We start from the raw sequence: 18,884 nt of genomic DNA, 5'->3' as shown, positions 1-18,884 counted from the left end.
GCGAACGCGCTTGCGTGCATCGATTTGGACAAAGCGCAATGTCGCACGGCATTGGAACAATGTCTTTCAACGTTGCGATTTCGACGGCAAACCGCGCTACCTATAATCGCCTTCGGTTAAACGAAGCTCTTGAAGATAGACGTCGATGTACGAAGATCGTATTCGCTGTGCCGCGTTGCGCGGAAAAATCACCTCGGCCGCCGAAGCGGCTCAACTCGTTCGCGACGGCATGATCGTCGGCGCAAGCGGCTTTACGCGCGCGGGTGACGCGAAAGCCGTGCCGCTCGAAATCGCGCGCCGCGCCCGCGAGGAAGACGAACCGTTGCGTATCACGCTCATGACGGGCGCATCGCTCGGTCATGACACGGACCGCATCCTGACCGAAGCCGGTGCGATTGCGCGACGCCTGCCGTTTCAGGTCGACACGACCTTGCGCCGCGCGATCAACCGCGGCGACGTAATGTTCGTCGATCAACACCTGTCGGAGACGGTCGAACTGCTGCGCGCGAATCGCCTCGGCAAGCTCGACCTCGCGATCGTCGAAGCAGCCGCGATCACCGAGAGCGGCGGCATCGTGCCGACGACCTCGGTCGGCAATACCGCGAGCTTCGCGATCCTCGCCGAACGCGTGATCGTCGAGATCAATCTGGCGCAGCCGCTCTCGCTCGAAGGCCTGCACGACATCTGGATTCCCGAGCGCCGTCCCGCGCGCGAAGCGCTGCCGATCGTGCGCCCGCATGACCGGATCGGCGCGGCCGCCATCGAGATTCCGATCGAGAAGATCGCCGCGATCGTCATCACCGACAAGCCGGACAGCGCATCCACCGTGTTGCCCGCCGACCAGGACACGGCGTTGATCGCCGGTCATCTCATCGAGTTCTTCCAGCATGAAGTCTCGCGCGGGCGTCTGCCGAAACAGTTGCCGCCGTTGCAGGCCGGCATCGGCACCATTGCGAACGCTGTGCTGTCGGGGTTCGCGGCGTCGCCGTTCGAAGCGCTGACGATCTATTCCGAAGTGCTGCAAGACTCGACCTTCGATCTGCTCGACTCAGGCAAGGCGACGTTCGCATCGGGCGCGTCGATCACGCTGTCCGCGCAACGGCAGGAGAAAGTGTTCAACGAGATCGAACGCTATCGCGACCGGCTCGTGCTGCGGCCGCAGGAAGTGAGCAATCATCCTGAAGTGATTCGGCGTCTCGGTCTCATCGCGATCAACACGGCGCTCGAAGCCGACATCTACGGCAACGTGAATTCGACGCACGTCGGCGGCACGCACATGATGAACGGCATCGGCGGCTCGGGCGACTTCGCGCGCAATGCGGCGTATGCGGTGTTTGCGACGAAATCGGTCGCGAAGGACGGCCGTATCTCGAGCATCGTGCCGATGGTGCCCCATTGCGACCACAACGAGCACGATGTCGATATCGTCGTGACTGAACGCGGGCTCGCCAACCTCACCGGCCTCGCGCCACGCGAACGCGCGATGAGCGTGATCGAGCACTGCGCGCATCCGCTCTATCGCGATCTTTTGCGCGACTATTACCGCGATGCAGCAGCGCTCGGCGGACATACGCCGCATCGTCTCGATCAGGCGTTTTCGTTCCATACGCGCTTCGCAGCGAGCGGTTCGATGCTGCCTTGATGCACATTCGCGCGCGCGTTGCTGCGCCGCGAAAACGAATGCGGGGCGCCAACGAAGCCGCTAAACGAAGATTAGGCGCACAATGGCGGGAGCCCGCTTGGGCTGGCGAACAGCAGGAGCATCATGACCGCCATCACCTGGGTTCTCGCCGCCGACGGCAGCCGTGCCCGGATCTTCGAAACGCAGGGATTGAAGCTGGATTTGCGGCAAGTCGAGGACCTCAGGAACCCCGCGCCGCGCGCGACCGAAACGGCAGAAATGGATCGTGAGAAGTTCGCGCGGGCCGTCGCGGATTATCTCGAACGGAGCCGCTTGCATCAACGATTCGACCGGCTGCGTCTCGCGGTCGAGCCAAGATTTTTGGGCCTCTTGCGTCAATATCTGAGCGTCGAAACGCTCAAGCTCGTCTACGAAGAAGCCGATAACGACGCGTCGAAGTTCGGCACGCGCGATATCGGCCGTCAACTGAATCGGCCCTGAACGACGCTTGCGGTGCGTCGTGTTTCATCGCGAAACACGACGCACCTGCCGTCACGCCGCCGGCGTGATGTTCTGATTGCTGCGGAACAGGTTATCGGGATCGTAGCGCCGCTTCACTTCGGCGAGCCGCTCGTAATTCGGACCATACGCCGCTCTCACACGGTCTCCTTCTTCTCCCGTCATGAAGTTCACGTAGACGCTGCCGATTGCATGCGGCGTCATCGCGGAGAACATGTCGCGCGCCCACTTCGTGCACTTCTCGTCGTCCGCGACCTCGCTCCAGCGGCCGTGAATGTTGATCGTGTAGATCGAATCGCGATTCGCATATGCGGTTGCATCGACGGGCACGCGATTCGTCTGGCCGCCCATCGCGCCGATGAAGACCTCGCACTGCGTCGACGGAAGCGACTTCACCGCATTCGTCAGGATGTCGAAGGTTTCGTCGTTCAGACTCGCGAAGTTGTGCGATTTCCAGTAGTTGCGCTCACCCGGCGTGAGCAGCGGATCGAACGCCTTCTGCCATGCTGCGAACGGCATCGCGCCGAGATGTTCGCCATAGGGCGTGCCGAAGCTGCGTACGGGCGCGAGCGCCCTTTCGCCGTTTTCGACCGGGCCGACATAGCAACTCGCCAACACGACCACGGGCTTGCCGTGCGCGTCCTCGGGAAGAAACGGCAGCGGCGGCGCGAGACGCAGCACGGCCCACACGGTGAGCTCGTCGGGACATTGCGCGACGAACTCGCGATACTTCGGCAGAACCTCATTCGCCTGTTCGAGCGGAAAGACGACGAGGCCGCCGTATATCTGCGGACCGACTTCATGCAGCTGATATTCGAAGAGCGTCACGACGCCGAAGTTGCCGCCGCCGCCGCGCAATGCCCAGAAGAGATCGGGCTCGCTGTCCGCGCTCACGCGGCGCCAGGTGCCGTCGGCCGTGACGATCTCCGCTGCGACGAGATTGTCGACTGTCACGCCGAACTTGCGGCTGATCCAGCCGAAGCCGCCACCGAGCGTGAGACCGGCGACGCCCGTCGTCGAGTTGATGCCGAGCGGTGTCGCGAGGCCGAATGCCTGCGCTTCGTGATCGAAGTCGGAGAGCAGCGCGCCGGGCTCGACATAGGCGCGCTTCGCTTGCGGATCGATACGCACGGACTTCAGCGCGGAGAGATCGATCATCAAGGCGTCGTCGCTGACTGCGCTGCCCGCGATGTTGTGCGATCCGCCGCGAATCGAAACGAGTACGCCCTGCTCGCGCGCGAACGCTAGCGCGGCGATGACGTCGGCCGCGCCGGCGCAACGCACGATGAGCGCGGGGCGCCTGTCGATAGTCGCGTTCCAGACCTTGCGCGCTTCGTCGTAATCGGAATCCGACGGTGTGATGAGCCTGCCTCGCACCGACGCCTTGAGGGTGTCGATCGCTTCGCCTGAAATGTTGCTCATTGTGAGACCTCGCTGCTATATGAAGCGCCGCGACGTGTCCGACCCTGCCAGTTGGTACGCGAAAGCGCAAGGAACCCGCCATCGGATCGTGCGTGGCATGTCGATCGGATGCACGTCGGAGAAATCACGAGAACGGGGATGAATTGCAACAAGCGGCCGCTTCGGCCCGCCTGTTGATTTAATGCCTTGATTTACGCGATGTAAAGTGCCCGAGCAGTTAAATCGTGCATGCGATCTAGCATGTATCGGACAAAGTTGCCGATGCGGCGAGCGAGTGGATACAGTGCTTCATGGCTTTGCTGTGTATTCCTTATTTAACGATCATCTATTAAGGAAACGACGGTTTAATCGGCGAAAAAAAACGCGCCGATGATTCGGCGCGTTGTCGCTTCTCGCGTTATGTCCCGGTCAGTCCGTTCCGTATTTCGGCGAGCGTGGCCCATACAGCAGACCGTTCGATCCACCCGTTGCCAGCAAGCGCTGACTAGTGAGTCCCGCAACGGCCCATGACTTGTCGCTGGTGACATTCACGACATGCGTGACAGCAGCTTGCGCAAGCGCGCCAATGAGACCGGACCCGACGCTCACGTTCGTGCCGACCTCCTTGCCATTCGCCGTGGCCGAACCGCTCCAAAGCGTTTCGCCTGAGCGCAGATCGACGAGCTTCGCCGCGGCCGTGACCTGAGTCGTGCTCGCGACCACTTGATACGACGAGCCGTATGCGGTGATCTTCGTGTACAACGCTGCGTCCGCGCCGAAAATGCTGCGCAGCTTCGCCGCCGAAACGTCCTGGATGTCGTTTGCAGTCGTCAGACCGTTGTGCCTGAAGGTCTCTTCCATCTCGGCGACCGGCACGACGTAGTAACCGCCCTCGGCGAGCGGCATCGTCATCTGGGACAGCATGCCGTAGGTCGCGCCAACATCCTTCGAGTCGTTGACAGGCGGAAGAACGAGAATCGAACGCGGCTTGCTGTTGCGGAACGCCGTGTAGTCCGTCTGGCTCGGCGAGCGCGAAGCGCATGCGGTCATCGTCAAGAGGATCGACAGCACCGCGATGAGTTTGCGGGAAATATTGAAAGTCATGGTCGGTGCTTACTGAAGTTTGCTCAACAGAAAATCCATATACGTAGACGACTCGGGAAAGCGCTCCTTTTCCTCGGTCAATTGCTGACGAGCCTCGGCGCCCTTGCCCACGGTCGCGTACAACATGCCGAGATGCGCGCGAAAGCCCGGAGGCAATGTCTTGTCCTTTGCGAAGACCTTCTCGCGGGCCGCTTCGAGTGCGGCGATCTGGTCGGACGGACTCGTTTGTCCCTTGAAGTATTCGTAGACCTGCGGCTGATAGCCGTCCCATTGATAAAGCGACGTGGTCTGTGTTGCGCAACCCGTCAGCAGCGAGCACGCCACCGCGACCGGCAGCGCGAAGCCGGTCAGTTTGTGAATCTTGACGATCATGTTGTTGTTCGGATGAAAACGAGTGGAATTACTTTGCGGCCGGCAGGGCGCCGGCATCGACTTGTTCGGCCAGGTGATTGACCGCTTCGCTGATCGCAAGATCGAGCACCTTGCCATTGAGCGTGGAGTCATAGCTCGACGTTCCGCCGAAGCCGATCACTTCGCGGCTCGACAAACTGAATTCACCGGCGCCCTGGCTCGACGTCACGATCTCGGACGTGGCGATATCGACGATATTGAGGCTGACCTTCGCATAGGCCACCTGAGTCTTCCCGCGTCCGAGAATGCCGAACAATTGCTGATCGCCGACATCCTTGCGGCCGAACTCCGTCACGTCGCCGGTGATGATGTAATTCGCGCCTCGAATCGACTGCGCCTTGTTCGCGAACCCGGCTTCCTGTTTCGTTTCGCCAAGGTTGTCGCGATCCAGAACGGTGAAGCGCCGGCTTTGCTGCAAGGCCGTGGCGAGGATGGTCTTCGCCTGACTGCCGAGGCGATCGACGCCATCCGAGAACACGCCACGCATGTAATTCGAGCGATTGTCGAACTTGCCGATGGCCACGGGCACGGGCTTGCCCGCGAACGGCTTCTGGGAACTCGCGACGGCGGGAACCGCAACCGAGTGCGACGCCTCGGTCGCGCATCCGCCAAACAGAACTGCAACGGACGCGACCGCAACCGCGATCGCCAGGCGTCCTTTGATAACGCTCATGAATTGCCTCCAAAACGTCGAATCTTGAAAACACCTGCCGTCAGACAGGTGCTTTCGAAAAATCGACAATTATTTGGCAATTCAAATCTTTCAAAAAGAAGGACAGTTCCTAAAAATGAGTGCCGAGGGGAACGCCTGAGACGATTTGTTGAGAATTGATAAAAGGCCGCCAATCCCCACGGTCCCTACGCTCTCTCCAGCACCGCCATCTCCCTCACGACCACCAGCAGCATCGACAAACTCGCGCCGCCGCTCGCCCGCAATTCGGCCAGCAAGCGCGTGTACCGATCCAGCGCGTCCTGCCGTTTCGCGCGCCAGCTCTCGACAATGACATCCGGCGCATCGATGCCGCGCGACTGTTCGAGCGCGCTCACCGTCAGCGCGCGCTTCAATCGCGCGAGCTCTTCCAGCGCCGCCGCGCGCGCGAGCAAGTCCCAGTGCGTCGTGATCGGCAGTGCCATCGCCCGTTCGGCGATGCCGCGATAATCGAGCAACGTGCCGATGCCGAAATACACGCTCGCCACAAGTTCCAGGCCGCGCCCGGAACACGCCGCCACTTCCGCGCTGTCGAGCACGGCGGTCGCGATCTCGCCGCTCGCGACGCGCGCCGCGAGACTGCTCTCGACGCCCGCATCCTCCAGATCGCGCCGCCGCGCGTACCACGCGTCGAGCTGCGTCGCGGGCAAGAGCGCCGGCAGTTGCGGCGCGAGTCGAAGCGCCGCCTCGCGGCAACGCGCGAGCAAACCCTTCGCCTCGTTCGAGCCCGATCCGTTGTGCTTCAGATGACGCAGGAACCACAGCGACGTATCGTCGAGCAGACGCACGACATCGACGAACATGCGCGCCTGCACTTCATCCGCGACGATGTTGTCGAGTCCGTCGATGCTGCGCCACAAATCGTCGAGATCGAAGACATCGCGCGACATCAGCGCCGCGCGCACGATATCGCTCGGGCGCGCATCGGTCTCTTCCATCAGCCGATGCACGAACGTACAGCCCACACGATTCACGAGCGCGTTCGTCAGATGCGTCGCGAGAATCTCGCGCTTCAGCGGATGGCGCTGCATCGTCTCGCTATAGCGCTGCTGCAAGGGCTTCGGGAAATACTCGGGCAGCATGTCCGCGACGAGCGCGTCTTCGGGCACGTCCGATTCGAGCAGTTCGTCGTAGAGCCACATCTTGCCGTACGCGAGCAGCACCGCGCGTTCTGGCGACGTCAGCCCCGACTTCGCCGCCGCGCGCTCGTTGATGTCGTCGTCGTTCGGCAGGAACTCGATGCGCCGTTTCAGGCGCCCGGCGCGTTCGAGGAAGCGCATCATGCGCGCTTCGGCGTCGAGCGTTTCGGCGACATGGCGCTTTGCGATCGACAGCGCCTGCGTCTGCGCATAGTTGTCCTTCAGCACGAGCAGGCCGACTTCATCGGTCATTTCGGCGAGCAGCGCGTTGCGTTGCTTCTCGGTCATCTCGCCATCCGCGACGACGAGGCCAAGCAGAATCTTGATGTTGACCTCGTGATCCGAACAGTCGACGCCCGCCGAGTTATCGATGGCATCCGTATTGATGCGGCCGCCCTTGTGCGCGAACTCGATGCGCCCCAGTTGCGTGAGCCCGAGATTGCCGCCTTCCGCGACGACCTTCACGCGCAGTTCCGCGCCGTTCACGCGCACGCCATCATTCGTTCGATCGCCGACTTGCTGATGCGTCTCCGCGCTCGACTTCACATACGTCCCGACGCCGCCGTTATAGAGCAGATCCGCCTCGGCCAGCAGGATCGCGCGGATCAGTTCGTTCGGCGCGAGCACCGATGCGCTGATGCCGAGCGCCGCCTGCACTTGCGGCGAGATCGGAATCGACTTCGCCGTGCGCGGATAGACGCCGCCGCCCGTCGAGATCAATGCGGGATCGTAGTCGGCCCAGCTGGAGCGCGGCAGCGCGAAGAGACGCGCGCGCTCATCGAAGCTCGTGGCCGCATCGGGCGTCGGATCGAGAAACACATGCCGATGATCGAACGCCGCAATCAGCCTGATATGGCGCGACAGCAGCATGCCGTTGCCGAAGACGTCGCCGGACATGTCGCCAATGCCGACCACGGTGAAATCGGTCGTCTGCGTATCGAAGTTCATCTCGCGGAAATGCCGCTTCACCGATTCCCACGCACCGCGCGCCGTGATGCCCATCTTCTTGTGGTCGTAGCCGACCGACCCGCCGGACGCGAAGGCATCGTCGAGCCAGAAGCCGTATTCGTGCGCGATCGCGTTCGCGTAGTCGGAGAACGTGGCCGTGCCCTTGTCGGCGGCGACGACGAGATACGGATCGTCGGGATCGTGGCGCACGACATCGGGCGGCGGCACGATGCCATCGGGCGTGCGGTTGTCGGTCACGTCGAGCAGGCCGCGCAGGAACATCTGATAACACGCGATGCCTTCATTGAGAAACGCTTCCCGATCCGATACGGGCGGCGGATTCTTCACGACAAAGCCGCCCTTCGATCCGACCGGCACGATCACTGTGTTCTTCACCATCTGCGCTTTCATGAGGCCGAGCACTTCAGTGCGGAAATCCTCGCGCCGGTCCGACCAGCGCAGCCCGCCGCGCGCAACGCGTCCGCCGCGCAAATGCACGCCCTCGACGCGCGGCGCATAGACCCAGATTTCGAACATCGGCTTCGGCTCGGGCAAGCCCGGCACTTTCGACGGATCGAGCTTGAACGACACATACGGACGCGGCTGGCCTTGCGCATCGCGATGGAAATGATTGGTTCGCACCGTCGCCGTGATGACGCCCAGAAACTGACGCAGGATGCGGTCTTCGTCGAGATTCGGCACCTTGTCGAGCGCGGCTTCGATATCGGCGAGCACGCGTTCGGCGGCCTTGTCGCGATCTTCCGCCGAGCCGCCGCGCGCCGGATCGAAACGCACCATGAAGAGTTGCAGCAGCTTCTTCGCGATCAGCGGATTGCCGATCAGCGCGCGCTCGATATACGCATCGCTGAAGGTCGAGCCAACCTGCCGCAGATATTTCGCATAGGCGCGCATGATCGTCACGTCGCGCGCGCCGAACTCCGCGCGCAGAACGAGACGGTTGTAGTCGTCGTTCTCGATCTCGCCCGACCACACGCTCGCGAACGCGTTTTCGAAGAGCGGCTTCACGCGGTCGATATCGAACTCCACGTCGTCCTGCAACTCCAGCCCGAAATCGTGGATCCACGCATTCGGCGCGCCGGTCGGCTCGATCAGATACGGCCGCTCTTCATCGACACGCACGCCGAGATGCTCCAGCATCGGCAGGCTGTGCGACAGCGCGATCGGATCGCCGACGCGATACACCTTGAAGCGAAACGCGCGGCGTCCGGCTTCGATCGGCCGGTACAGGCTCATCGACAAGCCGCCGGGCCGCGTATGCGTCGCCTCGATCAATTCGATGTCGCGCACCGCCGTGCGCGCCGGATAGTCCTCGCGATAACCCGCCGGGAACGAATCGGCATAACGCTGCAGGAGCCGGTTGCCCGCTTCCTCGCCGTGACTGTCGATGAGCGCATCGGCGAGATCGTCCTGCCAGCGGCGCGCGACCTGCACGACGCGCGCTTCGAGTTCGCGGGTATCGACTTCGGGCATCGCGCCTCTGTCCGCACGCACGACGATATGAATGCGCGCGAGCGGCGATTCGGACAGGAGCGGCGTGAACTCGATGCTCTTGCCGTTGAACGCTTCCATCAACACACGGCTGATGCGGCGGCGCAAGTCGGTGTTGAACTTGTCGCGCGGCACGAAGACGAGGCACGACACGAAGCGGTCGAAGCGGTCGCGCCGCACGAAAAGCCGCGTGCGCTGATGTTCCTGCAAACGCAGCACGCCGATGGCGATATCGAAGAGCACGTCTTCATCGGCCTGGAACAGTTCGTCGCGCGGATATTGTTCGAGCACCGTGATAAGCGACTTCGCCAGATGCCCCTTCGCGAGAAAGCCCGCGCGCCGCACGATGTTCGCGCATTTGCGGCGCACGATCGGGATCTCGGACGTGGGCACGAGATACGCCGTCGACGTATAGAGACCGAGGAAGCGCCGTTCGCCGATCACCTTGCCATCCGGCGACGTGCGCTTCACGCCGACATAGTCGAGATAGCCCGGCCGATGCACCGTCGCGCGCGAATTCGCCTTCGTCAGAAAGATCGGCGCCGCGCCTTCGATGATCGCGGCCGCGCCCGGCGGCAGCGGCGTCACGTCCCCGTCGGACGGCGCGCGCAAGGTTTCGCGCAAAATGCCGAGGCCCGAGCCGGCCACGCCGCGCAGCGCGAAGCCGCCTTCATGCTCGACGAGTTCGTAATCGCGGCAGCCGAGGAACGTGAAGTGATCGGCGACCATCCATTCGAGGAACGCGCGGGACTCGATGCCGTCGGGCGTCGTATCGCGCGCCTTCAGATCGTCTATCGCTACACGCGCGGCCTCGGTGACTTTCGGCCAGTCTTCGACCGCCGCGCGCACGTCGCCGAGCACGCGCGCGATGTTCTCGCGCACTTCGTCGAGACGCTCGCCGTCGCCGCAGCGATTGACTTCGAAATGGATGAACGATTCGAGCTCGGAGTTGCCGTCGCCCGCTTCGGCATGACCCTGACCGATGCGCTCGATCTCGCCCGTATGCGCGCCCTTGCTCGCGCGCCAGACGCGAAACACCGGATGAATCGCCGAATGCAGCGCGAGCCCCAGGCGGTTGAGTTCCATCGTCACCGAATCGACGAGAAACGGCATGTCGTCGTTGACGATCTCGACGACCGTGTGATCCGAATGCCAGCCGTGCTGCTCCAGATTCGGGTTGTAGACGCGCAGCACCTCGCGCCCCGGCACGAACTTCTGCGCGGTCTGCCAGTGCGCCATCGCGGCGCCGTAGAGATCGGCGACATCGCGGCTCGCGATATCCTCGACATCGACCTGCTCGTAGTAATAGCGAAGCAGCGGCTCGATGACCTTGAAGCTTGGCTCCGGCAATCGCCCTCTCGCGAACTCGAGAAGATCGTTGATGAGATGTTCGACCCGCGCTTCGTTCTTGACCAGCATGGTGTCCTCCCGAGGCTTTCGGTTGCGGTGCGATTGCGGCTCGCGCTTCGAATCAAGGAGATTATGCGCCGCCCCGGCGCATCGCTCGCGGGTCGGGCATGTGCGGTTGCACAAAGACGGTGCGCGCATTCCGGCCACGTTAGCCGCATCGCATGACCTTTGCGCGACATCGGCTTTCGACTATTGTCGATAGCTGAAGAGCGGCTCACGGAGGCATCGCCATGCAGGATTTCACTGAAGAGACAGCGCAGCAGACGGTCGTCACGGTGCGTCCGAAAGAGCAACTCGCGACGGTTCAGCATCTGCCGTATTTCGTCGGGCTGTCGGCGAAGACGGCGGGCACGCGCGGACTCGCGATGCATATCGTCGTCGTGCCGCCGGGCGGACGCGGCGAGCCGCACATCCACGTTGGCTACGAGACCGGCATCTACATACTCGAAGGACGCATCGAGACGCGCTATGGGCCGGGACTGGCGGAATCGGTCATCAACGAGCCGGGCGACTTCGTATTCATTCCGCCGGGCGTGCCGCATCAGCCGGTCAATCTGAGCGCGACGCAAGCAGCGCGCGCCGTGATCGCCCGCAACGACGCCAACGAGGCGGATCGCGTCGTGCCTTACGATCCGTGGGAGCCGTCCGCGCCCTAGTAGCCGGGCGCGCCCATGCCCGGCAGATCGACGTAACCGCTGTCGGCGAAGCGCGCGCCGCCGAACGCGCCGCCCGCGAGTTTGCCGCGCACCGCATACGACACCTTGCTGACGGTGTCGCCGCTCGCAAAGCCGAACGCCTGGCGCGCCATCGAGAATGCCGATACCGTCACCGGCACGGACAGCACCGTTTCGCCGAAACGCGGCACCGTTCCGCGCTGATCGCTGACGCCGCTCGCGAATGCGCGGCCGTTGAGATCGAGATCGAGCGCGACGCCATCGAAGTCGATCGGCGCGTCGTTCGGGTTCTGAATGCGCAGCTTCACGGCGAAACGCATCTCCAGCCCTTGCCCTTCGAGCGGCTCGATGCCCGCGACGCTCACGCGCATCGCGTCGCGATTGAAGAAGCCCGCGCAGCCGCCGAGCGCGAGCATCGCGACAAAGGCGGCAAGGAAGTAAGCGAAGCGGTTGCGCATGGGATTCGGTTGCATGAGAACGTGACTCCTCGCGATGTCGTGCTAGATATGTAGTGCGTTCAGCAGCATGCGGCCATAGACATGATGAAACCAGACATCGTCGACGACGAAAAGCGCTGCAGCCCACGCAGCCGCGACGATGATCAGATCGCAATGGCCGCTCGTCCATAGATTGAGCGAATGGCGCGCGGCGATCCAAGGCACGCCGAGCGGGTTCGGCCAGTCCGCAAAGAGATGCATGAGCCCGCCGCACGCGAAGCCGAACGCGACGGGCGCCGCCGGATGCCGGCCGAGAAAGTGATACGAAAGCGCGAGCAGCGCAACCCAGCCGATGCCCCAGTGCGTGAGCGTGCGATGCGTGATCCAGAGCTTGCGCGCGCGCGTCCACCACGCGACTTCGAGCCAGTCCGGCGCGGTCGCCCCGGCGACGCCCGCGAGCAGCGCGAAAACGCCCGCGAGCATGTTCGCGCCGCCCGCCGTGGCCGGATGCGTCACGATCGCCGCCGCGATGATGCCTGCCGCCCATCCCGTCGCATGATGAGCCTTGCTCGATGCCATGAAGAAACCGCCTTTGTCGCCCTTGCCCGAAGAGGGCGCATGTTCGCACGGTCGCTGGGGTCGAAACCGGCCTGAAACATAAACTTACGCAATTGCGTGCGTCGAAACACGCTTGTGCGAACGGCGTCGGCGAGGCCGCGCGGCGTTGACTAAAATGATTGCTGAATCGCTGCGCAAATCACGCTGCGGACGCTGCCCGATGCGTCCCACGCCCGCCTGCGCACGCAGGCATTTTTATCGAATTTGGCCGTCATGCAACACCTGAAATACCTGAGCGCCTACCCGAACGTGCTGCAGGACAAGGTTCGCCGACTGATCGCCCAGCAACAACTGGGTTCGTATCTCGACGCGCGCTATCCGAACAGGCACGCCGTTCAGTCCGATCGCGCGCTCTATGAATATTGCTCAGATCTGAAGCAGGAATTCCTGCGCGTCGCGCCTGCAATCGACAAAGTCTTCTACGACAGCAAGCTCGACGTGCTGCGTCACGCGCTCGGCCTGCACACCGCCATCTCGCGCGTGCAGGGCGCGAAGCTCAAGGCGAAGAAGGAAATCCGCATTGCGTCGCTTTTCAGGGACACCGCGCCCGAGTTTCTTCGGATGATCGTCGTGCATGAACTCGCGCATCTGAAGGAAAGCGATCACAACAAGGCCTTCTATCGCCTGTGCGAGTTGATGCAGCCCGGCTACCATCAGATCGAATTCGACTTGCGGCTGTATCTCACGCATCGCGACTTGCTGCGCACGAAAGTGGCGTGAGCGTCGCTGCGACGCATCAATAGGACCAGGCTAGCGCCGCAGCGTATCCGTCGGGCGCGGTGAGCGAAATAGCGTCGAACGCGCCCGCGCCGCGCGTCACCGCATAGCGAACGTCCCTGCGCGGAAGAACCGAAAAGCCGTGCATCGCGACATCCGTGCTGCCGATGCCATCGCCGTGCGCCTTCAGCACCGCCTCTTTCGCCGTCCAGCAGTCGAAGAACGCGCGGTTTCGGGCGGCATCGTCGGGCAAGGCTTCGATTTCGCGCCGGTCGATATCCCCGAGCACCGCGGGCGCGAGATCGCGCCAATCGAACGTCGCGCGCGCTTCCTCGATATCGGCGCCCACGCGCCTTTCTCGCGACATCGCGATCAAGCCATAGCCGCCCGAATGCGACACGTTGAAATCCGGCGCGTTCCGGCGAACGAGAAACGGCCTGCCGCGATCGACGGCATCGAACGCGAGACGCGCGGGATCGTCGCCCGTTTCGGCCGCGAGCAGATGTCGCAGCGCGCAACGCACCGCGCCGAAACGCGCGCCATCCGCGTGACGCAGAAAACGCGCGGCGCGCGCGCGTTCATCCGCGTTCATCACGGCGTAGGCGGCGCTGTCGAGCGGCATCGAAAAATCGATATGAAGCAGCCACACGCGCACGTCGCCGGGCGCGTGATCGGGAAGCGGCATCGGGCGGACATCGAAGGGAATCGTTGCTTCGGTCATTTGGGAGCGTACTGCGCCTCGCCGTTGCCGAAGGACCAGTTCTCCTTCTTCACTTCGACGAGGCTGATGAAAACATCCTCGCGCCGCAGCTTGAGACGTTCGTGCAAGCCATCGGCGACCGCCTTGTAGAACGCGCTCTTTTTCGCGAGGTCGCGGCCTTCGTTGAGCGTGACCTGGATCACGACGCAATCGTCCGTGCGGCTGATGCCGAGATACGTGCGATCGACGATGAAGTCCGTCGCGCCGTGCTCCGCGACGATCTGAAAGCGATCGTTCTCGGGCACGTCGAGTGTCGAGCGCATCGCGTCGTACACGACATCGCCGATAGTCGTGCGATACGCGCTGTCCTTGCCTTTCTGCAGATCGATGCGAACGAGCGGCATAAGTTTCTCCTGTTGGTTAGTTTCAGCGATGATCCGGATGCAGCAGCAATTCCGGCACGCCCGCGCGGTCGACATACACGACGGCGTTCTGCGCGAATTGCGTCATCAGCGTATCGGCGGTGTCGCGGGTCGCGCCGAGCGCGAAGAGGCTCGCTTCGGCCACCCAGACATGCTGCGGATCAATGCCCGCGCCCGGCAGCGCCTGCAATCCCATCTGTCCGACGCGTTCGATCAGCGCCCGCTGGCGCAGCGCATTTTCTTGCGGCGTGAGCACATGACCGAACGGATTGAACGCCGTGACGAACACCGCGCTTGCGACGCCATGCTTTTCGAGCAAGGCAACGACATCGCGATTCCCGACGCCGATCTTCATGTCGATGTCCGGCTGCGCTTCGATCCGATAGATCGCCGCGCGATACGCATCGAGCGTCGCGGCGGGCAATGCGCGCGTAAGCACGATCGGCTGGCCATGCGGCGTGGCGCGCGCGGCCTCGTCCCATTCGTCGCGCCGCTGCGCAAGCATCGCGTCGCTCACGCATCCCTTTTCGGCAGTGAGGCGTTCGAGCGCGCTGAGCCAATGCGCGTAATACGTGTCGCCGTGATCGGGATCGCCCGCCGCCTGCGCGTCCTCGATCGCGATGCTCAACGCGTGCGCCCACTCCTTCCAGGTGAACACGCCGCGCTCGTGCAACGCGAGCGCCATCGCGAACGCCTGCGCTTCCCACGGCGCGCGAAACACGGGACCGTCGCCGTCGAAAGGCAGTTCGGGCAACGCGGCGCGCAGTTCTTTCAGCTTCGATTCAGCGTCGGTCGAGGTCATTCGAGATACGGCTCCCAGCAATCGACACACACCGACGACGCGGTCGTATCCGCGCCCCACAAGTCTTTCGCCTCGAAACGCACGGTGTAGAGCCATTGCGGATGCTCGCCGTGACCGAGCGCGTTTTCATCGGGAAAGACGTGCGTGCCGCGCACCGCGACGACGCGCCCGAGCTTGCCGCGGCAATAGCGCGGCAGACGCGTGTGCGTCGGCGGATTCATCAGTTTCGTGCGGACTTCATCACCGATGGAAAAGCGCGCCGCCGACGTAGCCGGACGATCGACCGGCGCACCGCGCAACAGCGCGGCGCTCACGTCCTCCGCTTTCAGCACGCGCACGTTCGGCTTCGCGGCGGATTGCGAACGGCCGCTCGCGATCTCATCGGCGCTCGCGAGTCCCTTCGCCGTCAAGAGTTTCTTCAAGCCTTCGAACCAGATTTCGTAATAGCTGCTGCCGAGATACTGCGCGGGCGGCAGGCTTTCGCGCGCGGCACGGGACGTGTCGATGTTCCATTGGCCCGTCGCGCCCATCGCGAGCGTGACGGCCAGCACGCGGCGCTCCCATTCCGCGTGAAACGGCGATGCGCCCGGCGCGTCGCAGGCATCGATTTCGATGGGGCCGAACGCCTGCATGCCGCCCATGTCGTGCGCCGCGTTCATGCCGATGCTCCCGTTGCCTGCGACGGCGCGAGCGCGACGCCCGTGCCGATCATCGAATCGCGTGTGACGAGATCGGCGAGCGCGTCTTCGTCGAGATGATCGGTGTCGGCGGGACGCATCGGCACGACGAGATAGCGCACTTCGGCGGTCGAATCCCATACGCGCAACTCGACCTGTTCCGGCAATTCGACGCCGAAATCCCGCAGCACGCCGCGCGGATCGATCACCGCACGCGAGCGATACGGCGCCGACTTGTACCAGACCGGCGGCAGCCCGAGCACCGACCACGGGTAGCACGAGCACAGCGTGCAGACGACCATGTTATGTACGTCCTCCGTGTTCTCGAGCGCGACCATGTGCTCGCCTTGCCGGCCGGTGAAACCGAGCGAGGCGATGGCGGCGGTGGCATCGTCCAAAAGCCATGTGCGAAACGCGGGATCGCTCCACGCCTTCGCGACGACGCGCGCGCCATTGCGCGGCCCGACCTTGTGCTCGTAGGTTTCGATGAAGACGTCTAGCGCTCGCGGATCGATATACCCTTTTTCGACCAGCAGCGATTCGAGCGCGCGCACGCGCAGGTCCATCTCCGGCAATTCACTGCCGGCGTGATCGTGATCGTGATCGTGGTCGTGATGGTGCGGATGATCGTGGCTCATGAGCGGGCTCGCGCGTGGCACAGACGTCACACGTTACCGGAGTGTGCGCGCGCGTGCAAACCTCGTCACCGTGACGCGGCGCGCCGCCTATACTGGATTCAGCGTCTCATGCGAGGAGGATGCCATGACACGCAAGTACATCGATTGTCGCGAGTGCCCGAGCGACGTGAAATGCAGCGTCGTCCTGTCCGCCGACAGCGAGGACGAGTTGATGGAAGCGGCCGTGCAGCATGCCGTCGCCGTCCATCAGCACACGGATTCGCCCGAACTGCGCTCGCAACTGAAGACCTTCTTTCACGACGGCACGCCGCCGGCCTGACCGGTCTTTGGCGTTCTCAGCCGAGCTCGAAGGTCGTTACACCGAAGACACGCGCGAGCGGCACGTCCGGGGCCGCACGCGTGTACATGCGCGCCGTTTCGAAGACGCTCGTCATGTCGTGTTCGACCGCGAGCGCCACCGCCGCAGGATTGATCTCGGGCACGTCGAGGAACACGGTCTCGCCGGGCAGCACGGAAACGAGCCCACGATACAGCGCGCGCGCCGTGCTCAGATCGTCGGCGAAGAGCGGACCGATCTTGTGGCCCGCGCCGCAACGCCGGATCACGGCGAGGCCGCTCACCGCGTCGCCATCGAGCGCGGCGAGTGCGCGCGCGTGCGCCTGCGGTTGCGACAGCCACGCTCGCAGGAACGCGGTGCGCTCGCACGCGAACACGCGGGTGTCGTAATCGAGAAGCCGCGCGAAGGGGATGTTCAGCGCATCGGTGTTCGTGGCTCCATCGGCAGGATCTTCATCCGCCGATGCGATGCCTTCATAGCGCACGTTGCGATACGCCAGCACGAAGCCGGATTTCCGATAGTTGGGCTGCTGCGCGAGCACGCCGTCGAGCCCGATAGTGCGCGCGCCGAGATACGCCATGCCTTCGTTCCACAAGCGCATGCCGAAGCCCCTGCCGCGCCATTCCGGAACCACGATATAGAGGCCGATGAAACCGAACGCATCGCCGTATGCGACTGCCGAGATGCAGCCGACCGGCGCGCCGTCCCACGTGCCGACGAAAAATCCGTGCGGATCGGCGGCGAAGAACGAGCGGGCGTCGTCGAGACCGGGATTCCATCCTTCGGTCGCGGCCCATTCGAGCGCGACGTCGACATCGCGCGGCGTCATGCGGCGTATTGCGAAACGGGGATTGTCGGGTGTCGCGTGCGAGGGACAGGGAACGGACGGCATGGGACGCGCCTTGTCGGAATGCGGATGCGTTCAGTGTCGCGCGTTTCCGGTGCAGGCGAAAGATGCAGCGAGGCGTGGGTGCAACGAGGGGAAAAAAGAACGGTGGGACGATAACGGGGGCGAGCGTGTGCCGCCCCGATCAGGAATACCCTTGACGCCGCTCGCTGCGGCTGAAACTCTGGCGCGAGCGCCAGTCTTCCGAGCGCAGGACGTGTTCGCCGTCCTCGCGTGCCTCTTCCTCGGATCCGAAGCCTTCGTCGCTATACGCGACGACCTTCATTCCGCCTCCCGCCGCTCGCTCGACGGTGATGCCCCAATGCCACCCTCCTTCCTGATGAAAGACGTGCAGCGTCGGTTGCGACGATGTGGTCAGTTCCATATGTGCGGCTCCCTCAGGCTGACGACCGTAATGCTTACCGGCCCGCCCGATGAAACGCTCTGTGCTTGCCGGCGTTTGATTGTTCGTGTCGATGCTCGAATGCGTGCGGCGGCGGCCTGTGCCACCTGCCAGGAACAGCATACGCAATGGGATGCTGCGTTGCAACACGAGATTTCCCCTATGCGTCGCGCGAAACGCACGTCCGTTACATGCGCTAACGGGAAATTCGTGACGGTTACATGGACGAAGCATGGAAGGCAGCGACGACGGTGTTCGCCATCGTCGTGCCTGCTGCATTTCTATTCGCCGTCCCAGTAGTGCAGCGAATCGCTTGCGCGAAACACGGCGCGCAAGCCCTTCACGCCCGGCTCGTCGGCGACGAGCACGGCCTGGCGGCCCGTATCCGGATACTCGACCACTTCGGGCGATTGCATCGTGCTGACCGCAAGGTAGCGCAACGGTTGCGCGCCCGTGTTGACGATCTGATGCGCCGTCGATGCATCGCCCGGCGGGCAGGCGATGACGTCGCCCGCGCGAATCGCATGCGTCTCCTGGCCGATGCGGACTTCGCCCTCGCCTTCCACCACGAAGAACATCTCCTCGTTCACACGATGATGATGAAACGGAAACGCGCGCTTGCCCGCTTCGAGCACGATGAGGCTATAGCCGAGCTTCCTCGCGCCGAGCATGCCGCCGATACGCGCAATGCGCGGCGCGTAACGTTCGGCGGCGGCGCCCGTCGGCGCGAATTCCGGCGGAAGCGGTTGGGGTTCGAGCGCATCGAGATTGATGATGGGCGGTTTCATATTGACCTTGAAAC

General features: G+C 63.5%; 20 protein-coding genes. 5 read left to right on the top strand and 15 right to left on the bottom strand.

Annotation, left to right across the window (positions count from 1 at the left end; translation table 11 throughout):
- Positions 1 to 145: 145 nt before the first annotated feature.
- Together QCE49_RS27420 and QCE49_RS27415 are read left to right on the top strand one after the other, a co-directional pair.
- Positions 146 to 1,642 (top strand): acetyl-CoA hydrolase/transferase family protein, encoded by a 1,497-nt coding sequence (locus QCE49_RS27420; protein ID WP_250460404.1) that lies wholly within the window; start codon positions 146 to 148, stop codon positions 1,640 to 1,642.
- Between the two features lie 123 nt (positions 1,643 to 1,765).
- Positions 1,766 to 2,122, top strand: coding sequence for a host attachment protein (locus tag QCE49_RS27415; protein WP_250460406.1), 357 nt, complete (start codon positions 1,766 to 1,768; stop codon positions 2,120 to 2,122).
- A 51-nt stretch (positions 2,123 to 2,173) separates the two neighbouring features.
- Here QCE49_RS27415 and QCE49_RS27410 read toward each other — a convergent pair whose 3' ends face one another.
- From QCE49_RS27410 to QCE49_RS27390, 5 genes are all read right to left on the bottom strand, one after another.
- The gene (locus QCE49_RS27410; protein ID WP_250460239.1) at positions 2,174 to 3,562 is read right to left on the bottom strand and encodes an FAD-binding oxidoreductase; all 1,389 of its coding nucleotides are present in this window, start codon (positions 3,560 to 3,562) and stop codon (positions 2,174 to 2,176) included.
- Between the two features lie 408 nt (positions 3,563 to 3,970).
- A complete protein-coding gene (locus QCE49_RS27405; RefSeq protein WP_250460241.1) occupies positions 3,971 to 4,645 on the bottom strand; it encodes a DUF799 domain-containing protein in 675 nt (224 codons plus the stop codon).
- Positions 4,646 to 4,654: 9 nt separating this feature from the next.
- Positions 4,655 to 5,017, bottom strand: coding sequence for a DUF4810 domain-containing protein (locus QCE49_RS27400; protein WP_008353656.1), 363 nt, complete (start codon positions 5,015 to 5,017; stop codon positions 4,655 to 4,657).
- Between the two features lie 28 nt (positions 5,018 to 5,045).
- Entirely contained in the window at positions 5,046 to 5,729 is a 684-nt protein-coding gene (locus QCE49_RS27395) for a CsgG/HfaB family protein (protein WP_175979191.1), read from the bottom strand.
- 185 nt (positions 5,730 to 5,914) lie between these two features.
- Positions 5,915 to 10,780 (bottom strand): NAD-glutamate dehydrogenase, encoded by a 4,866-nt coding sequence (locus tag QCE49_RS27390; protein ID WP_250460243.1) that lies wholly within the window; start codon positions 10,778 to 10,780, stop codon positions 5,915 to 5,917.
- A 221-nt stretch (positions 10,781 to 11,001) separates the two neighbouring features.
- Between QCE49_RS27390 and QCE49_RS27385 the strand changes: the two genes are divergently transcribed.
- A complete protein-coding gene (locus tag QCE49_RS27385; protein WP_250460245.1) occupies positions 11,002 to 11,427 on the top strand; it encodes a cupin domain-containing protein in 426 nt (141 codons plus the stop codon).
- Here the strand turns inward: QCE49_RS27385 and QCE49_RS27380 are convergent.
- Together QCE49_RS27380 and QCE49_RS27375 are read right to left on the bottom strand one after the other, a co-directional pair.
- Positions 11,424 to 11,918 (bottom strand): LEA type 2 family protein, encoded by a 495-nt coding sequence (locus tag QCE49_RS27380; RefSeq protein ID WP_250440502.1) that lies wholly within the window; start codon positions 11,916 to 11,918, stop codon positions 11,424 to 11,426. The genes QCE49_RS27385 and QCE49_RS27380 overlap by 4 nt on opposite strands.
- A gap of 27 nt (positions 11,919 to 11,945) precedes the next feature.
- On the bottom strand, positions 11,946 to 12,461 hold the full coding sequence (locus QCE49_RS27375) for a metal-dependent hydrolase (protein ID WP_008353661.1): 516 nt from the start codon (positions 12,459 to 12,461) through the stop codon (positions 11,946 to 11,948).
- 252 nt (positions 12,462 to 12,713) lie between these two features.
- On the opposite strand from QCE49_RS27375, the gene QCE49_RS27370 reads away from it, so the two are divergent.
- A complete protein-coding gene (locus QCE49_RS27370; protein WP_008353662.1) occupies positions 12,714 to 13,220 on the top strand; it encodes a M48 family metallopeptidase in 507 nt (168 codons plus the stop codon).
- A 16-nt stretch (positions 13,221 to 13,236) separates the two neighbouring features.
- Here the strand turns inward: QCE49_RS27370 and QCE49_RS27365 are convergent, their stop codons facing one another.
- Genes QCE49_RS27365 through nthA form a run of 5 tightly spaced genes read right to left on the bottom strand, consistent with a single transcriptional unit; the run spans position 13,237 to position 16,456 of the window.
- Positions 13,237 to 13,938: a 4'-phosphopantetheinyl transferase superfamily protein gene (locus QCE49_RS27365; protein ID WP_250460247.1), complete on the bottom strand. Its 702-nt coding sequence runs from the start codon at positions 13,936 to 13,938 to the stop codon at positions 13,237 to 13,239.
- Positions 13,935 to 14,321: a tautomerase family protein gene (locus QCE49_RS27360; RefSeq protein ID WP_008353665.1), complete on the bottom strand. Its 387-nt coding sequence runs from the start codon at positions 14,319 to 14,321 to the stop codon at positions 13,935 to 13,937. Before QCE49_RS27360 ends, QCE49_RS27365 begins: the two co-directional genes overlap by 4 nt.
- A 22-nt stretch (positions 14,322 to 14,343) precedes the next feature.
- On the bottom strand, positions 14,344 to 15,141 hold the full coding sequence (locus QCE49_RS27355) for a nitrile hydratase accessory protein (RefSeq protein WP_250460249.1): 798 nt from the start codon (positions 15,139 to 15,141) through the stop codon (positions 14,344 to 14,346).
- Entirely contained in the window at positions 15,138 to 15,800 is a 663-nt protein-coding gene (gene nthB / locus QCE49_RS27350) for a nitrile hydratase subunit beta (protein ID WP_175979185.1), read from the bottom strand. Before nthB ends, QCE49_RS27355 begins: the two co-directional genes overlap by 4 nt.
- Positions 15,797 to 16,456: a nitrile hydratase subunit alpha gene (nthA, locus tag QCE49_RS27345; RefSeq protein WP_008353668.1), complete on the bottom strand. Its 660-nt coding sequence runs from the start codon at positions 16,454 to 16,456 to the stop codon at positions 15,797 to 15,799. The genes nthB and nthA overlap by 4 nt, the downstream gene beginning before the upstream one ends.
- A 124-nt stretch (positions 16,457 to 16,580) precedes the next feature.
- Here nthA and QCE49_RS27340 point away from each other — a divergent pair, with 124 nt between their 5' ends.
- A complete protein-coding gene (locus tag QCE49_RS27340) occupies positions 16,581 to 16,775 on the top strand; it encodes a DUF1059 domain-containing protein (protein WP_008353669.1) in 195 nt (64 codons plus the stop codon).
- Between the two features lie 16 nt (positions 16,776 to 16,791).
- On the opposite strand, the gene QCE49_RS27335 is transcribed toward QCE49_RS27340, so the two are convergent.
- The 3 genes from QCE49_RS27335 to QCE49_RS27325 all read right to left on the bottom strand — a co-directional run bounded on the left by QCE49_RS27335 (position 16,792) and on the right by QCE49_RS27325 (position 18,870).
- Positions 16,792 to 17,685 carry a GNAT family N-acetyltransferase gene (locus QCE49_RS27335; protein ID WP_409017521.1) on the bottom strand — a complete coding sequence of 298 codons (894 nt, stop codon included), beginning with the start codon at positions 17,683 to 17,685 and terminating at the stop codon, positions 16,792 to 16,794.
- A gap of 139 nt (positions 17,686 to 17,824) precedes the next feature.
- Entirely contained in the window at positions 17,825 to 18,064 is a 240-nt protein-coding gene (locus QCE49_RS27330; RefSeq protein WP_008353671.1) for a hypothetical protein, read from the bottom strand.
- Between the two features lie 299 nt (positions 18,065 to 18,363).
- Positions 18,364 to 18,870 (bottom strand): cupin domain-containing protein, encoded by a 507-nt coding sequence (locus tag QCE49_RS27325; protein ID WP_033537144.1) that lies wholly within the window; start codon positions 18,868 to 18,870, stop codon positions 18,364 to 18,366.
- Positions 18,871 to 18,884: the final 14 nt, after the last annotated feature.

Source organism: Caballeronia sp. LZ008, assembly GCF_031451435.1.
GTDB classification, from domain to species: Bacteria; Pseudomonadota; Gammaproteobacteria; order Burkholderiales; family Burkholderiaceae; genus Caballeronia; species Caballeronia zhejiangensis.
The sequence above is the reverse complement of the archived record's forward strand: the minus strand, read 5'-3'. Positions and strand labels throughout refer to the sequence as shown.

Coding starts and splice junctions, on each gene's coding strand:
- QCE49_RS27330 (WP_008353671.1), bottom strand. CDS start 18,064: ATGGAACTGACCACATCGTCGCAACCGACGCTGCACGTCTTTCATCAG.
- QCE49_RS27380 (WP_250440502.1), bottom strand. CDS start 11,918: ATGCAACCGAATCCCATGCGCAACCGCTTCGCTTACTTCCTTGCCGCC.
- QCE49_RS27410 (WP_250460239.1), bottom strand. CDS start 3,562: ATGAGCAACATTTCAGGCGAAGCGATCGACACCCTCAAGGCGTCGGTG.
- QCE49_RS27340 (WP_008353669.1), top strand. CDS start 16,581: ATGACACGCAAGTACATCGATTGTCGCGAGTGCCCGAGCGACGTGAAA.
- QCE49_RS27395 (WP_175979191.1), bottom strand. CDS start 5,729: ATGAGCGTTATCAAAGGACGCCTGGCGATCGCGGTTGCGGTCGCGTCC.
- QCE49_RS27415 (WP_250460406.1), top strand. CDS start 1,766: ATGACCGCCATCACCTGGGTTCTCGCCGCCGACGGCAGCCGTGCCCGG.
- QCE49_RS27405 (WP_250460241.1), bottom strand. CDS start 4,645: ATGACTTTCAATATTTCCCGCAAACTCATCGCGGTGCTGTCGATCCTC.
- QCE49_RS27325 (WP_033537144.1), bottom strand. CDS start 18,870: ATGAAACCGCCCATCATCAATCTCGATGCGCTCGAACCCCAACCGCTT.
- QCE49_RS27355 (WP_250460249.1), bottom strand. CDS start 15,141: ATGACCTCGACCGACGCTGAATCGAAGCTGAAAGAACTGCGCGCCGCG.
- QCE49_RS27335 (WP_409017521.1), bottom strand. CDS start 17,685: ATGCCGTCCGTTCCCTGTCCCTCGCACGCGACACCCGACAATCCCCGT.
- QCE49_RS27400 (WP_008353656.1), bottom strand. CDS start 5,017: ATGATCGTCAAGATTCACAAACTGACCGGCTTCGCGCTGCCGGTCGCG.
- nthA (WP_008353668.1), bottom strand. CDS start 16,456: ATGAGCCACGATCATCCGCACCATCACGACCACGATCACGATCACGAT.
- QCE49_RS27370 (WP_008353662.1), top strand. CDS start 12,714: ATGCAACACCTGAAATACCTGAGCGCCTACCCGAACGTGCTGCAGGAC.
- QCE49_RS27385 (WP_250460245.1), top strand. CDS start 11,002: ATGCAGGATTTCACTGAAGAGACAGCGCAGCAGACGGTCGTCACGGTG.
- QCE49_RS27420 (WP_250460404.1), top strand. CDS start 146: ATGTACGAAGATCGTATTCGCTGTGCCGCGTTGCGCGGAAAAATCACC.
- QCE49_RS27390 (WP_250460243.1), bottom strand. CDS start 10,780: ATGCTGGTCAAGAACGAAGCGCGGGTCGAACATCTCATCAACGATCTT.
- QCE49_RS27375 (WP_008353661.1), bottom strand. CDS start 12,461: ATGGCATCGAGCAAGGCTCATCATGCGACGGGATGGGCGGCAGGCATC.
- nthB (WP_175979185.1), bottom strand. CDS start 15,800: ATGAACGCGGCGCACGACATGGGCGGCATGCAGGCGTTCGGCCCCATC.
- QCE49_RS27365 (WP_250460247.1), bottom strand. CDS start 13,938: ATGACCGAAGCAACGATTCCCTTCGATGTCCGCCCGATGCCGCTTCCC.
- QCE49_RS27360 (WP_008353665.1), bottom strand. CDS start 14,321: ATGCCGCTCGTTCGCATCGATCTGCAGAAAGGCAAGGACAGCGCGTAT.